Source organism: Flavobacterium sp. Leaf359, assembly GCF_001423985.1.
In the GTDB taxonomy this organism is placed as follows: domain Bacteria; phylum Bacteroidota; class Bacteroidia; order Flavobacteriales; family Flavobacteriaceae; genus Flavobacterium; species Flavobacterium lindanitolerans.
Map to the genome: position 1 here is coordinate 299,348 of NZ_LMPW01000015.1, position 15,694 is coordinate 315,041.

General features: G+C 37.0%; 11 protein-coding genes. 6 read left to right on the plus strand and 5 right to left on the minus strand.

Annotated features, from left to right (window positions below; genetic code table 11):
* Positions 1 to 138: 138 nt before the first annotated feature.
* Entirely contained in the window at positions 139 to 1,317 is a 1,179-nt protein-coding gene (locus ASG38_RS16705) for an acetyl-CoA C-acyltransferase (RefSeq protein ID WP_056073684.1), read from the plus strand.
* A 100-nt stretch (positions 1,318 to 1,417) separates the two neighbouring features.
* Positions 1,418 to 2,179: a C40 family peptidase gene (locus tag ASG38_RS16710; protein ID WP_056073686.1), complete on the plus strand. Its 762-nt coding sequence runs from the start codon at positions 1,418 to 1,420 to the stop codon at positions 2,177 to 2,179.
* Between the two features lie 54 nt (positions 2,180 to 2,233).
* On the opposite strand, the gene ASG38_RS16715 is transcribed toward ASG38_RS16710, so the two are convergent.
* Complete coding sequence (locus ASG38_RS16715) at positions 2,234 to 3,571, minus strand: lipopolysaccharide assembly protein LapB (protein ID WP_056073688.1); 1,338 nt, start codon at positions 3,569 to 3,571, stop codon at positions 2,234 to 2,236.
* Between the two features lie 31 nt (positions 3,572 to 3,602).
* Positions 3,603 to 6,137, minus strand: a complete 2,535-nt coding sequence (gene gyrA, locus ASG38_RS16720) for a DNA gyrase subunit A (protein ID WP_056073690.1) — start codon at positions 6,135 to 6,137, stop codon at positions 3,603 to 3,605.
* Positions 6,138 to 6,396: 259 nt separating this feature from the next.
* Here gyrA and ASG38_RS16725 point away from each other — a divergent pair, with 259 nt between their 5' ends.
* The 3 genes from ASG38_RS16725 (at position 6,397) to ASG38_RS16735 (ending at position 11,082) form a co-directional block, all read left to right on the plus strand.
* On the plus strand, positions 6,397 to 8,943 hold the full coding sequence (locus tag ASG38_RS16725; RefSeq protein WP_056073692.1) for an ATP-dependent Clp protease ATP-binding subunit: 2,547 nt from the start codon (positions 6,397 to 6,399) through the stop codon (positions 8,941 to 8,943).
* A gap of 253 nt (positions 8,944 to 9,196) precedes the next feature.
* Positions 9,197 to 10,567 carry a 30S ribosomal protein S6--L-glutamate ligase gene (gene rimK, locus ASG38_RS16730; protein WP_056073694.1) on the plus strand — a complete coding sequence of 457 codons (1,371 nt, stop codon included), beginning with the start codon at positions 9,197 to 9,199 and terminating at the stop codon, positions 10,565 to 10,567.
* Positions 10,567 to 11,082, plus strand: coding sequence for a DUF421 domain-containing protein (locus ASG38_RS16735; RefSeq protein ID WP_056073696.1), 516 nt, complete (start codon positions 10,567 to 10,569; stop codon positions 11,080 to 11,082). Before rimK ends, ASG38_RS16735 begins: the two co-directional genes overlap by 1 nt.
* 30 nt (positions 11,083 to 11,112) lie before the next feature.
* Here ASG38_RS16735 and hutH read toward each other — a convergent pair whose 3' ends face one another.
* Both hutH and ASG38_RS16745 read right to left on the minus strand, forming a co-directional pair.
* Entirely contained in the window at positions 11,113 to 12,621 is a 1,509-nt protein-coding gene (gene hutH / locus ASG38_RS16740) for a histidine ammonia-lyase (protein ID WP_056073697.1), read from the minus strand.
* 96 nt (positions 12,622 to 12,717) lie between these two features.
* Positions 12,718 to 14,253, minus strand: a complete 1,536-nt coding sequence (locus ASG38_RS16745) for a DEAD/DEAH box helicase (protein WP_056073699.1) — start codon at positions 14,251 to 14,253, stop codon at positions 12,718 to 12,720.
* A 172-nt stretch (positions 14,254 to 14,425) separates the two neighbouring features.
* Between ASG38_RS16745 and ASG38_RS16750 the strand changes: the two genes are divergently transcribed.
* A complete protein-coding gene (locus tag ASG38_RS16750; protein WP_200937049.1) occupies positions 14,426 to 15,133 on the plus strand; it encodes an endonuclease V in 708 nt (235 codons plus the stop codon).
* A gap of 4 nt (positions 15,134 to 15,137) precedes the next feature.
* Here the strand turns inward: ASG38_RS16750 and ASG38_RS16755 are convergent, their stop codons facing one another.
* Positions 15,138 to 15,650: a DUF6155 family protein gene (locus ASG38_RS16755; protein ID WP_056073701.1), complete on the minus strand. Its 513-nt coding sequence runs from the start codon at positions 15,648 to 15,650 to the stop codon at positions 15,138 to 15,140.
* Between the last annotated feature and the right edge of the window lie 44 nt (positions 15,651 to 15,694).

Sequence of the window (15,694 nt, forward strand, 5' to 3'; positions counted from 1 at the left end):
TCATTAGTGAGTGAAGCTTTTTACTTGAAATAACTTAATTTTTTTAACGCAGTTAATTTTAAACTTAATTCAAAAACTGGTTTCTATTTCTCCGAAAAAGAATTAAATTCGCAAAAACAAACAAAGAATTAAACAATTATGAATAAAAAAGTTGTCATTGTATCCGCTGCCAGAACTCCAATAGGAAGTTTTATGGGAGCTCTTTCTACTGTTAGCGCTCCTCAATTAGGAGCTGTTGCAATCAAAGGCGCATTAGATAAAATCAATTTAGATCCAAAGCTTGTTGATGAAGTATTGATGGGTAATGTTGTTCAGGCTGGTGTTGGACAGGCTCCTGCACGTCAGGCAGCTTTGTATGCAGGTTTGCCTGATAGCGTTATTGCTACAACAGTAAATAAAGTTTGTGCTTCCGGTATGAAAGCGGTTATGATGGGTGCTCAATCAATCATCAGTGGTGATGCAGAAATCATCGTTGCCGGCGGAATGGAAAATATGAGCATGATTCCGCACTATCTTCATTTGAGAAATGGTCATAAATTTGGTCCTGCTTCTATGATTGACGGTATGCAGAAAGACGGACTTACAGATGCTTATGACAATAATGCTATGGGAGTTTGCGCTGATCTTTGTGCTACGGAATATAAAATTTCCAGAGAAGAGCAAGACCAGTTTGCTATACAATCGTATGAGCGTTCTGCAAAAGCGTGGGATGCCGGAAAATTTGATAATGAAGTAGTTCCTGTTGCTGTTCCACAGCGAAAAGGTGACCCGATTATGGTTACTAAAGACGAGGAATACACAAACGTAAAATTAGATAAAATCCCAAGCCTGAATCCTGCTTTTACAAAAGAAGGAACAGTAACTGCAGCCAATGCTTCTACTATCAATGATGGTGCGGGTGCTGTTGTTTTAATGAGCGAAGAAAAAGCAAAAGCTTTAGGATTAAAACCACTTGCTTATATTAAGAGCTATGCTGATGCAGCACAGGAACCAAAATGGTTTACGACTTCTCCGGCTAAGGCATTGCCAAAGGCATTAGATAAAGCAGGGATAGCTATTAATGATGTAGATTTCTTCGAATTCAACGAGGCTTTTTCTGTAGTAGGTTTGGCCAATGCTAAAATTCTTGGCTTAGATAACAATAAGGTAAATGTAAATGGTGGTGCTGTTTCTTTGGGTCACCCGCTTGGATGTTCAGGTGTTAGAATTATCATCACATTGTTAAATGTATTAGAGCAGAACGATGCCAAAATTGGTGCTGCTGCAATTTGCAATGGTGGTGGTGGTGCTTCTGCAATTGTAATTGAAAGAGCATAACAAAGCATAAAATTATATTCTGTAATGATGGATTTTGGATTTAAATGATTTTGTATCTTTAAAATCCGAAATTCATCATTTAATTTAAAGCAAACCCTCAATGTTTGGAATTTGTAATCTAGCCATAATACCTTTAAGATTTGAACCTAGCGACCGTAGCGAAATTGTATCACAAGTACTTTTTGGTGAGCATTTTAAGATTTTAGAGCAAAATAAGCAATGGTCAAAAATTCAATTGCATTTTGATGGTTATGAGGGCTGGGTAGACGAAAAACAATTCCAGACTATTTCTGAAACGGATTATAATCAGCTGTGTAATGAGGCGATAATCCTCAATGCGGATTTGATTGAATATGTAAATTCTCCAAATAATTTACTAATGCCTATTCCTTTAGGTGCATCACTTTCTTTTCTTAGTAATCCGGCAATTAATAAAAGTAATCTGGATTTTGAAGGAATGAAAATCAGTGGCATAAAACCAAAATCCAATTTGATAAATACCGCATTTATGTATTTGAATGCTCCCTATTTGTGGGGCGGAAAGACTCCTTTTGGTATTGACTGTTCCGGTTTAACCCAAATGGTATATAAACTTAACGGCTACAAATTGATGAGAGATGCCTCAGAACAGGCAACGCAAGGGGAAGCGCTAAGTTTTATCGAAGAAAGTGAACCGGGAGATTTGGCTTTTTTTGACAATGAAGAAGGTAAAATAATACATGTCGGACTTATTATGGATGACAATTATATTATACATGCCAGCGGAAAAGTCAGGATTGACAGATTAGATCACCTGGGCATATATAATGCTGAGACTAACAGGCATACACACAAACTAAGAGTTATCAAAAAAATAATATAAAAAAAACCGAAGATAAAAATCTTCGGTTTTTTTGTCTTTTAAATGAGCCTATCGTTAATCATTAAACGACGCTTTTAAAGCTTTAGCTTCAGAAGTCATTTCAAGATAATTGTATACGTTTAATAATGTTCTGTATACGTCCTCATTTTTAGGATCTAATTTATTCGCTTTTTCAAGATATGGCAAAGTGCTTTTAAAAATAGCTTCTCTTTTTACCTTTAATTCATCATATCTTTTATTATCTTTTGCAGAAGTACCTAGTTTGTTCATTTCATCAACGATTGCAGTATCTCCGTTTAATTTCAAAACAGAAAGGTTTAGGTAAGCGTTAATATAATTAGGATCAATCTCTATAGCCTTTTTATAATATTTTTCAGCTTCAACATTTTCATTTGCCTGAGCTGCAAGTACTCCTAAATTGTAAAACAGGTTTGGATCATTTGGACTTTTAGCGATAACTTGTGAAATGACCTGCTTATAGCCTTCTACATTATTGCTCTTCATATACAAATCTGCTTGGGTCATTGCCAAAGTAAGGTCGTCAGGATTAGCAGCTCTTGCCTCAGCTACAGCCTTAGTTGCAGCTGCAACATCACCTTTACTGTTATAAATCAAGGCCACATTTCTGTAAATTTCACCTCTTTTTGATTTAATTTGCTCAGTTCTTGGTTTTTCGTGAGTCCCCATTTTTACTGCTTTTTCTCTGTCAGCCAATGAAGCAAATGTCACCTCTTCCCCACTAAGTTTACTCGTTGCCATATATTCTGATCTTTCACCAGAATAATTTTGCTTTATAAGTTCATTATAGTAGGTCAACGCTTTATCATAATCTTTGTCATTAACAGCATAATTTCCTGCGTAATAAAGTTTTTCCAGATCCGTTTTGTCCAGAAGATAAAGACTGTATAATACAGTAGTTGCATCTTTATAGTTTTTTTGCTTACCCAGATTTACTGCATAATTTAACAGCATAGGTTTCATGTCCGCAATATCTTCATTAATACTTTTAGTCAGAACTTGTTTTCCAGATGTTTTTTCAAATTCAATAACCTTACTTGTATTATCCGCTAATTGAAAAATGTTATTTGCATTAAATATTTTCATCAAGGCAGCTTGTGGATTTGCTCTGTTCTCAGGGCGGCTAGCCGCTTCTTGTGCTTCAATAAATGGCACTAGTGATTTGTAAAAGCCTAAATAAATTTTATCAGATTCAGATGCACTTGCCAGCAATGGTTCAGACTTTTCAATGGCAGCTTTATACTCCGTGAGGTCTTTTGCCTTAATTTCATCTTTGTCATAAATTTTCTTTAACGTCTTTAACTCATCTTTCTGGGCAAATGTCAAACCCGAAACCAGAAAAGCTGACGCCAATAATAAATATTTACTTTTCATAATTTTTAATTTTGGTTATATAGTAGTTGTATTATTCTTCGGTATTTTCTGCTTCCGATGCATCATCATTGGTTGATGCTTCTAAAGCAGTATTTTCACCATCCCCTTCAGTTTCATCAATAACCTGCTCTTCACGGATTACTTTTGTTACTGCAGCAATAGAGTCATTACCTTTGATATTGATAAGCCTTACTCCCTGAGTCGCTCTACCCATAACGCGAAGGTCAGATACTTCCATACGGATTGTTAATCCGGATTTGTTGATAATCATTAAGTCATCTGCATCGGTAACGTTATTGATAGAAATCAGTTCTCCTGTTTTGTCAGTAATGTTTAATGTTTTTACACCCTTACCTCCTCTGTTTGTGATTCGGTAATCTTCAAGTGAAGAACGTTTTCCATAACCGTTTTCAGAAACTACCAGGATTTCACTTTCCATATCGTTTACAGATACCATGCCAATTACTTCATCTTTCTCATGCCCTAAGGTAATACCTCGAACACCGGAAGCGCTTCTTCCCATCGGACGTGTTTTGTTTTCTTCAAAACGTACCAATTTACCGGATTTCACAGCAATAAGAATCTGGCTTTCACCATTTGTCAGTTTTGCTTCCAGTAGTTCATCGTCTTCCTTAATAGTAATTGCGGCAATACCGTTAACTCTAGGACGGGAATATTGCTCCAGCAATGTCTTTTTAACCTGACCTTGCTTGGTGGCCATAATTACATAGTGAGAATTAATGTAGTCCTGATTTTTCAAATCCTGAGTACAGATAAATGCTTTGACTTTATCGTCATTCTCAATATTGATAAGATTTTGGATGGCTCTTCCTTTTGACGTTTTTGTTCCTTCAGGAATTTCATATACTCTCATCCAGAAACATTTTCCTTTTTGAGTAAAGAACATCATATACTGGTGGTTGGTAGCTACGAACAGGTGCTCCAGGAAGTCCTGATCTCTAGTTGCCACTCCTTTTTGTCCTACTCCACCCCTGTTTTGGGTTTTGTATTCTGAAAGATTCGTTCTCTTGATATATCCGGCATGAGAAATTGTAATTACAACATTTTCGTCTGCAATCAAATCTTCAATACTCACATCACCGCCTGAATATTCGATAGTTGAACGACGTTCGTCGCCATATTTATCCTTAATTTCAGTCAGTTCTTCCTTGATTAGAGCCATTCTCATTTCTTTGCTTGCCAATAATTCTTTCAAGTGGGCAATCAATTTCATGATTTCTTCATATTCAGCACGCAATTTATCCTGCTCCAGACCTGTCAATTGTCTCAAACGCATTTCTACGATTGCTTTTGCCTGGATTTCAGAAAGGTTGAATCTTGCAATCAATTTTTCTCTTGCTTCATCAGTATTGCTTGAGGAACGGATTAATTGGATTACTTCGTCAATATTATCAGAAGCAATAATTAATCCTTCTAAAATGTGGGCTCTTTCTTCCGCTTTACGCAATTCATATTGCGCCCTGCGGGTTACCACTTCATGACGGTGCTCCACGAAATGGTGGATCAGGTCTTTTAGGTTCAACAACTGAGGTCTGCCATTAACCAACGCAATGTTGTTTACGCTGAAAGACGATTGTAGTTGCGTATACTTATATAAGGTATTCAAAACGACATTAGGAACAGCGTCACGTCTTAATATGTATACGATACGCATTCCGTTTCTGTCCGATTCGTCACGAATGTTGGAGATACCGTCAATTTTCTTCTCATTTACCAGGTCAGCTGTTTTCTTAATCATGTCAGCCTTATTAACCTGGTATGGAATTTCAGTAACCACAATGCATTCTCTTCCGTCAACTTCTTCGAAATTAACTTTGGCACGCATTACAATTCTTCCTCTTCCCGTTTTGAATGCTTCACGAACGCCTTCATATCCATAAATAGTTCCCCCGGTTGGAAAATCAGGAGCTTTGATATGGTGCATCAATTCGTCAATTTCTATATCGTTATTGTCGATGTATGCTAACGTACCGTCAACAACTTCACTTAAGTTGTGAGGTGCCATATTGGTAGCCATACCAACAGCAATACCCGAAGCACCGTTTATTAATAAGGTAGGAACTTTTGTAGGCATTACCTTAGGTTCTTCCAGGGTGTCGTCAAAGTTCAATTGGAAATCAACTGTCTCTTTGTCAATATCTGCCATTATTTCCTCTGCGATTTTACGCATTCTGGCTTCAGTATAACGCATGGCAGCCGGGCTATCACCGTCTACAGAACCAAAGTTACCCTGACCGTCTACCAATAAATAACGTAAGCTCCATTCCTGAGCCATACGAACCATCGCGTCATATACGGATGTATCACCGTGCGGGTGGTATTTACCTAAAACTTCACCTACAATTCTTGCAGATTTTTTGTGTGCTCTATTTGAAAAAACTCCTAATTCGTACATACCATAAAGTACTCTTCTATGTACAGGTTTCAAACCATCTCTAACATCAGGAAGCGCTCTGGAAACTATTACAGACATCGAATAATCGATGTAAGAGGATTTCATTTCGTCTTCTATGTTAATAGGAATTAACTTTTCTCCTTCAGCCATAAGTATTTATATTAAAATATTAAATTCGTTTCAAAACGTGCCAATATACGCAATTCGTAACATTTTCAGTGCATTTTTTATTACTAATTTCAGGGATTTATCAACATAAAAAAGCCACTTCATGGTTGATAAATAATTTTTGACATATTTTTATTTTCGGGTATTTTTTTGTCACTTAGCTGTCAGTACTTATGTCAGGGTATGATTTTTGCATTTACCCAACTAATTCATTAAATTTACAAGACCAATATTTTATATTATGGATGATAATTTTTCACCTAGAGTAAAAGATGTAATCACTTACAGTAAAGAAGAGGCGCTCCGTTTGGGCCATGACTTTATTGGAACGGAACATCTAATGTTGGGCATATTAAGAGATGGAAACGGTAAAGCAATAAATATACTTAACAATCTATCTATAGATTTAGAGCATTTGCGCAGAAAAGTCGAAATATTAAGCCCAGCAAATCCTAATGTTGAAGCAAGCAATGAAAAGAAAAACCTTCATTTGACGCGTCAGGCCGAAAGAGCACTGAAAACGACCTATCTTGAAGCTAAAGTTTTTCAGAGCCCTTCTATTAGTACTGCACATTTATTATTGTGCATTTTGAGAAACGAAAATGATCCCACAACCAAGCTGTTGAATAAGATGAAGATTGATTATGATTCAGCTAAAGAACAATATTTGAATATGACACCAAACAGCGAAGAAGAATTTTTGAATGACTTGCCAAAAAATGAATCTTACAATGATGATTCAGGACAAGATGACAGTTTAAAAGAAGGTGCTTTTAATACGCCGGCCAGTAAGTCCAATAAAAAATCAAAAACTCCGGTTTTAGACAACTTTGGACGTGATTTGACAGAAATGGCGGAAGAAGGTAAATTGGACCCTGTTGTTGGACGCGAAAAAGAAATTGAGCGTGTTTCACAGATTTTAAGCCGAAGAAAAAAGAACAACCCTCTTTTGATTGGAGAACCAGGTGTAGGTAAATCGGCTATTGCTGAAGGACTTGCCTTAAGAATTATCCAAAAGAAAGTCTCACGTATTTTATTCAACAAACGTGTAGTGACACTTGATCTGGCCAGTTTAGTTGCCGGAACCAAGTACCGCGGGCAGTTTGAAGAACGTATGAAAGCCGTGATGAACGAACTGGAAAAGAACGACGATATTATTCTGTTTATAGATGAAATCCATACTATTGTTGGTGCTGGCGGAGCTACGGGCTCGCTTGACGCATCGAATATGTTCAAACCAGCTTTAGCCAGAGGTGAAATCCAATGTATTGGAGCAACAACGCTTGATGAATACCGTCAATACATAGAAAAAGACGGTGCTTTGGAAAGACGTTTCCAGAAAGTGATTGTAGAACCTACTTCTGTAGCGGAAACAATTACGATTCTGAACAATATAAAAAACAAATATGAAGATCATCACAATGTGACTTATACGCCTGAAGCTATTGAGGCTTGCGTAAAGTTAACAGACAGATACATGTCTGAGCGCTTCCTTCCAGACAAAGCCATTGATGCTTTGGATGAAGCTGGTTCACGTGTTCACATTACCAATATTGATGTTCCAAAACAGATTTTGGATTTGGAGCGTCAATTGGAAGAAGTCAGAGAGCTTAAAAATACAGTTGTCAAAAAACAAAAGTATGAAGAGGCCGCTAAGCTTCGAGATGACGAAAAACGTATTGAAAAAGATTTGGCAATAGCTCAGGAACAATGGGAAGAAGATTCTAAAAACAACCGTATTCAGGTAACAGAAGATAATGTTGCCGATGTGGTTTCTATGATGTCAGGAATTCCTGTAAACCGTATTGCACAAACTGAAAGTAATAAATTAGCTAAACTTCCTGAACTAATTGAAAATAAAGTAATTGGACAGAAAGAAGCTGTTTTAAAAATTGCCCGTTCTATCCAAAGAAACCGTGCCGGATTAAAAGATCCGAATCGTCCGATTGGTTCCTTTATTTTCTTAGGACAGACCGGTGTTGGAAAAACCCAATTGGCTAAAGTTATCGCCAAAGAATTATTCGATTCTGAAGATGCATTGGTCCGTATTGATATGAGCGAATACATGGAAAAATTTGCAATTTCAAGATTGGTTGGAGCACCTCCGGGATATGTAGGATATGAAGAAGGTGGACAATTAACTGAAAAAGTTCGTAGAAAACCTTACTGCGTTGTACTTTTAGACGAGATTGAAAAAGCCCACCCTGACGTTTTCAACATGATGCTTCAGGTTCTGGACGACGGATTCCTGACAGATAGTTTAGGACGCAAGATTGATTTTAAAAACACAATCATTATCATGACGTCTAATGTTGGAGCCCGTCAATTGAAAGATTTCGGACAAGGCGTTGGTTTTGGAACAGCAGCTAAAGTATCACAAGCCGATGAAAATGCTAAGAGTGTTATTGAAAATGCGCTGAAAAAAGCTTTTGCGCCAGAGTTTTTGAACAGAATCGATGATGTGATCGTATTCAATGCTCTTGAAAAAGAACATATCGACCAGATTATTGAAATCGAATTAAAAAAACTATACGCCAGAATTGCCGAATTGGGCTATAATCTGGAATTGTCTGAAAAGGCAAAAGCTTTTATCGCAGACAAAGGTTTCGATAAGCAATTTGGAGCCAGACCGTTAAAAAGAGCTATTCAGAAATATGTAGAGGATGCCCTTGCAGAAGAAATCATTACTTCTAAAATTAACTCTGGTGACCTCATATTTATGGATTTGGATGAAACTTCTCAGGAACTGACAGTCCAGATTAAAAAAGCAGAAGAACCTGCCAATTAAGTAGGTTTAAAATACTAATTTCAGGCCACTGATTTAGAGATAGATGAGATTCATACAAGAATTTTCAAAGTCCTAAATCAGTGGCTTGATTATTTAATGACAAATAAAGATATTTACTCAAACTCTTTTGCCGCAGATTTAGAGATTAAAAGGATTATTCCCGATCAACTCTTATTTTCAATAATTACAAAAAATTAATTTTTGATTCTAAAATAAGTAGTACTTTAGTCTATTGTTACAATCAATACTTGCTATGTCTACAAACAAAGTTATCCTTGGAAGTGAAGAATGGTGTTCATTTCCTGAATTAGGAATCCCCCTTATCAAGGCTCGTGTCGACTCAGGTGCCAAAACATCTGCACTTCATGCAGTTAACATCGCTCCTTTTGTGAGAGACGGTGAAAGCTGGGTGAAATTCGATATCAATCCCATACAAAACAATCTCAAGACGATTATTCATTGCGAAGCACTTTTAGTTGATAAAAGAATTGTAAAAAGTTCAAGCGGATTTCGCGAACAACGCTATGTTATACGCACTACACTGGATTTCGGCGAACACAAATGGCCAATAGAAATGACCCTGACCAATAGGGATTCTATGGGTTTCAGGATGCTTTTAGGACGTGAAGCAATGAGCGGGCGAGTTTTGGTTGACCCGGAACAAAAATATCTTTTAGGGCAACCTACCAATGACAAGCTAAAAGAACTATATCATAATTCCGAAAGAGCAAAAACCGGATTGAAAATAGGTCTTCTGGCCAGTAATCCGGAATTGTATTCTAACAAAAGAATCATAGAAGCCGGCGAACAGCGAGGACATGAAATGCATTTCCTAAATATTAAGGAATGCTACATGAAATTAGATGCTACCAAACCCGAAATTCATTACCGTGGCGGTAAAATTTTAAGTGATTTTGATGCTGTCATTCCTAGAATTCGTCCAAGTATCACTTTTTATGGCTGTGCGCTTACCCGCCAGTTTGAAGCCATGAAGGTATTCTGCCTTAATTCTGCATCTGCTATTACACAATCGCGTGATAAATTGTATTCCTTACAATTGTTACTCAATCATGGTGTTGACATACCAACTACAGGTTTTGCCAATTCTCCCTTAGATACGGATGACCTGATTAAAATGGTTGGAGGTTCACCCCTAATCGTAAAATTATTAGAAGGAACACAGGGAAAAGGTGTCGTTTTGGCAGAAACAAAAAAAGCAGCAGAAAGTGTTATCAATGCTTTTAAAAGCTTAAATGCCAATATTCTGGTTCAGGAATTTATCAAAGAAGCCAACGGAAAAGACATTCGATGCTTTGTGATTGACGGAAAAGTAGTAGCCGCTATCCAACGTGAAGCCTTACCAGGAGAATTCAGGGCAAATATCCATTTGGGAGGTACGGCTTCTGTCATCAAAGTAACTTCAGAAGAAAAAAGAATTGCCATTAAAGCGGCTAAGGCGATGAACCTGAAAGTAGCCGGAGTAGATATTATTCGTTCGTCAAAAGGACCGCTTCTTTTAGAAGTAAACTCCTCTCCCGGCCTTGAAGGTATTGAAGGCGCAACAAACAAAGATATTGCCGGAGAAATGATTAAGGCTATTGAGAAAAACTTTAAGTGGAAATAATGAATCCGTATCTCGATATTATCCTGCGAAGCGTAGCCGTATATTTTTTTATGGTTATAGCATTGCGAGTTTTCGGGAAAAAGGAACTATCGCAGCTTAATACTGCCGATGTCATATTGATTCTCCTTATCAGTAACTCTGTCCAGAATGCCATGGTTGGAAGTGATACTTCGCTATGGGGTGGACTTGTAGCTGCAGGTGCTTTGTTTCTGGTTAACTTTATTCTGAAAAAACTGATGTTCCGTTATAAGAAATTAAATAATTTCTTGCAGCAAAAACCCGAAGTGCTTGTCCATAACGGAAAAATTGAGTTTAAAACGCTGGCACGGCTTGGCATTACTTCCGATGAATTGACAGAAGCCATGCACGAACACGGCGTTGAATATTATAAAGATGTAAAATATGCCTTTTTAGAAATAGATGGTAATATCAGCATTATTTCAGGCAATGAAAATCTGAAACAGACACACTACAAAAGAAGAAGAAATCACAAAACCTTAAATGGAATAGATTAAAAAAGCAGGCCGTAAGCCTGCTTTTTTATATTAATTCTGTACACTCTCATCAATCTGGAAGCTTTTTAAGAAAGCAACCGTTTTCTCGATATCATAATGCAAAATTCTATCTTCGTTCACTAAAGGCACTTCTTCTCTATATGCTTTTACGAACATTTCAATAAAATCACTCGATTTTAATGGTGCTCTAAAATGGATTGCCTGTGAGGCATTCATTAATTCTATAGCGAGTATACGCTCTAAGTTGTCCATAATACGCAATGCTTTTGTAGCGCCGTTTGCTCCCATACTCACATGGTCTTCCTGACCGTTAGAAGAAACAATACTGTCAATGCTGGCAGGAGTTGCCAATTGTTTGTTCTGGCTTACAATACTCGCGGCTGTATATTGCGGAATCATAAATCCTGAATTCAATCCCGGATTGTCTACTAAAAAAGCCGGCAGTCCTCTCAATCCGGAAATTAGCTGATAGGTTCTTCTTTCTGAAATATTTCCTAATTCTGCTAAGGCAATTGCCAGAAAATCCAAAGCCAATGCCAAAGGCTGGCCGTGGAAATTTCCACCTGAAATAATCTGGTCGCTTTCAATAAAAACGTTTGGATTGTCTGTAACCGAATTGATTTCTGTTTTAAATACTTTCTTCACATAATCAATCGCATCTTTCGAAGCTCCATGTACTTGCGGAATACAACGGAAAGAATATGGATCCTGTACATGCTGTTTCTTTTGCGAAATAATCTCACTTCCATCCAAAAACTCAGTGACTCTTTTTGCGGTAACAATCTGTCCTTTATGTGGACGAATTAAATGTATCAATTCATTAAAAGGCTCAATTCTTCCATCAAAAGCTTCTAAGGAAACCGTACCTATCAAATCTGCCAGGTAAGAATATTTAGCCGCACGTATTAAAATATGAGCGCCATAAGCATTCATAAACTGGGTTCCGTTCAACAAGGCCAATCCTTCTTTTGATTTTAATTGGATAGGTTGCCAGCCAAAATGGTTTAATACGTCAATAGAATCATGTTTTTTGTCATTAAAATAAACTTCCCCCTCTCCGATTAAAGGCAAAGATAAATGCGCCAAAGGCGCCAAATCACCCGATGCTCCTAAAGAGCCTAATTCATATACAATAGGGAAAATATCATTATTATAAAAGTCAATCAAACGCTCAACGGTTTCTAACTGAACACCGGAATAGCCATAACTTAACGACTGGATTTTTAAAAGAAGCATCATCTTGACGATGTCTTTTGGCACTTCCTCTCCTGTTCCGCAGGCATGTGACTTTACAAGATTCTCTTGTAATTTGGTAAGATTTTCGTTTGATATTTTTATATTATACAAAGAACCGAAACCGGTATTGATTCCATAGATTGGCTCTTTGTGAGATTCCATCTTTTTATCAAGATAATCACGGCATTTCTGAATATTGACTTTTGCCTCTTCAGACAAAGCCAAGGTCTTATTATGGCTGATAATTTCTTCTAAATTTTCTAACGACAGTAATTCACCGCTTATATAATGTGTATTGTCCATTTTTGTTTGCTTATTTGTGCCTCAAAATTCCGCAAATACTATCAAAAAAGCAACTATTGTGAATCTGTTTTTGAAAAATTTGGGAAATGGGTCTTATTAATCTTCGTTCATGATTTTCTCCCGATATTTTTTCCCTATCAAAAGCAATAATTTAGTTTTATAATCTTCAACCAGCCATTCACGGTAATTTTTACTGCTTTTACTCAGGCAGTTTGTATAATACCGGATTCTGGATTCGATATCGTCATACAGCAGTTTGGAAAGATTTTTGGCTTCGTTTATAGTTTCCGCATTATCAACGCACATAGAAGCATGCTGATCCAGAGATTTTTCTAAAACTACCTTAGAACGCAGGTTCTGCGAAATGGCTATCCTGTGTTCTTCATCCACATCAAATTCAACAACGGCCGTATTGGCAAATTTGGCCCGAACTTCCGGAGACATCTTATATTTAAAATGCATTTCGATTTCGGTATCATTACGAAGGCTTTCAAGATAGAATTCAGGCGATTTGAAGATGTGTTGCCAGTCAACAGGATCACTCCACAAACCAAAACGGGCAGCATTGTTCCCCAGGTCGATTACGGTAAAACTGTCTTTATTGGGTAGTTTCCTCGAACCACGTCCAATCATCTGGAAATATAAGGTAAGGGATTTAGTTGCCCTGTTTAGGATGATGGTTTCAACAGTTGGCTCATCGAATCCGGTTGTCAGGATTCCTACAGAAGTCAGAATAGCATCCGGAGTATGTTTGAACCACGATAAAATTTCTTTCCTTTCTTCATTTGAAGTTGTATTGTCCAAATGCCTGATAGGATATCCGGCTTCTTTAAAGGTTTCATATACATATAAAGAAGTGTAAATTCCATTATTAAAAATCAGGGTTTTCTTTCCTAATGATTTTTCTGTATAGGCATGAAGTAATTTTTCCTGCATGACCATATTCGTATAAAGATCATCAGAAGATTTAACGGTATAATCTCCATTAATGCCAACCTTAAGGGAAGTCAATCCTACATCATAACTATAAGTAACGGCTTTTGCCAAATACCCGTTTTCAATTAATCTGCTTATCGGATCCCCTATGATGAGCTCGTCATAATTTTCATTCATTGGAAGTTTTATATTGGAACTCAAAGGAGTAGCGGTAACGCCCAATATAAAAGAATTTTTAAATGATGACAGCAGTTTCCGGAAAGAATTATAATGGGCTTCGTCAATAATTACAAGTCCAATATTTCCGATTTTTAATTTTTCGTCATTCAGCCGGTTTTTTAAAGTCTCCACCATCGCAACAAAACAAGAATATTCATCCTGATCCGGTAATTCCTTGATTTTGCTGTTAATGATTTTGTTTTTGACATTGAATCCTTTCAGCATTTTTGATGTTTGCTTACAAAGCTCAATGCGGTGTGTCAATACCAGAACTTTTTTGTCATTATAAGAAAGATAGCGTCTTACGATTTCAGAAAATACGACAGTCTTTCCTCCTCCGGTTGGAAGCTGGTAAAGCAAATGGTGATTATGCGGAGCGTTATTGATTCGTTCAAAAATCGCATCGATATCCCCTTGCTGGTAGGCATAAAGTTCTTTTTTTTCTTCGGTTTCTAATTCTAGGTTTTTTTGGGACATTGCGATTTTGAATAATTTGCAAAAGTACAGACTAAAAAGACTTGTAGGGTTATTTTTGGGCTTTATTTTAAAAAAAAATTATAGAAATATTAGGAAATCATATAATGTCATTCGTTTTTAAATAGCCTAATTTTGAAAATCTGGCATTTTATGTCTGATAATACGCCTGTATATGCTGAATTACGATGATTTTACAATAGAAATGGCAACACGTCTCCAAAATGAGATGAAGGAGAATATTTCCTTAAAGACGCGTAATAAGAATATCAGTACGATTGCCGGAGCAGATATTTCACATGAAGTGGGCAGTTCTAAATTATATGCCGGGATTGTTATCTTAAGCTATCCTGATTTGATTCCTCTTTCGTATTCTTTGGCTGTAGGGGAATCCAAATTTGAATATAAAGCCGAATATTTGGCCTTTCGGGAAGTTCCTACCCTGATAAAAGCCTGGGAGCAGATTCCTGTAAAACCTGATTTATTGATTCTTGACGGACAAGGAATCACACATCCCCGCAGAATGGGAATTGCATCGCATTTTGGACTGCTTACCGATCATCCAACAATTGGCTGTGCAAAAAATATGCTTCACGGAAAATACGATGTTTTGGAAGATGAAAAGTTCAGCTTCCGCCCTATTTATAAAAATCAGGACAAACTAGGCTTCGCGCTCCGCACAAAAACCCATGTCAAACCTGTTTTTATTTCACCCGGGCACCACATGTCAGTAGACGACAGTCTGGAAATCATGAATCGTACAGTTCAGAAATACAGAATTCCCGAACCTACAAGACAGGCACATGTTATGGTTAATCTTTTCCGTACGGGACAACGTCAGGCAGGATATCATGAATTCGATGTACAACTACCGCTGTTCTAAAGAGCTAATCGATAGCATCAAAAAGCCTTTCCAGTTCTTCTTTGTTTTCCCAATTTTGTTTGAAAGCATTCTCTTTTATGTGAAGTATTCTCTCCTTGAATTCAGAAACCATTCCGTTTTCGATGCTGTATTTAACAACCTGTTCAAACGAATTCAGCATGCTTTTATAAAATGAAGCATAGCGCATTTCTCTTCGGGCGGTATATTTCTGTGCTACTTCAAGATTATGGAGCATCAGGTCTGCAATTACATAAGAATCAACACCAAGGCTTAAAAAATGCTTGATATATTTCTGCGCCACAGAACGGCGTAACTTGGCACGTTTTCCTTTAAGAGGAAAATATTCATTAGTAACCTTTAATTTTGCTTCCTGAAGCAGTTTATCTTCTTTAGGATTGAATACAAAATCGTAATAGGTTTTAACGTCAGAGAATTTCTCATACAACTCTAACAGCTGTTCTTCCAATTGCTCTTTATCTAATTCTTTAAGATATTTTTTTAAATCTCTTTTGCTCATTTTAGAATTCTCTTTTTACAAATATACTACTATCCAATGATTGT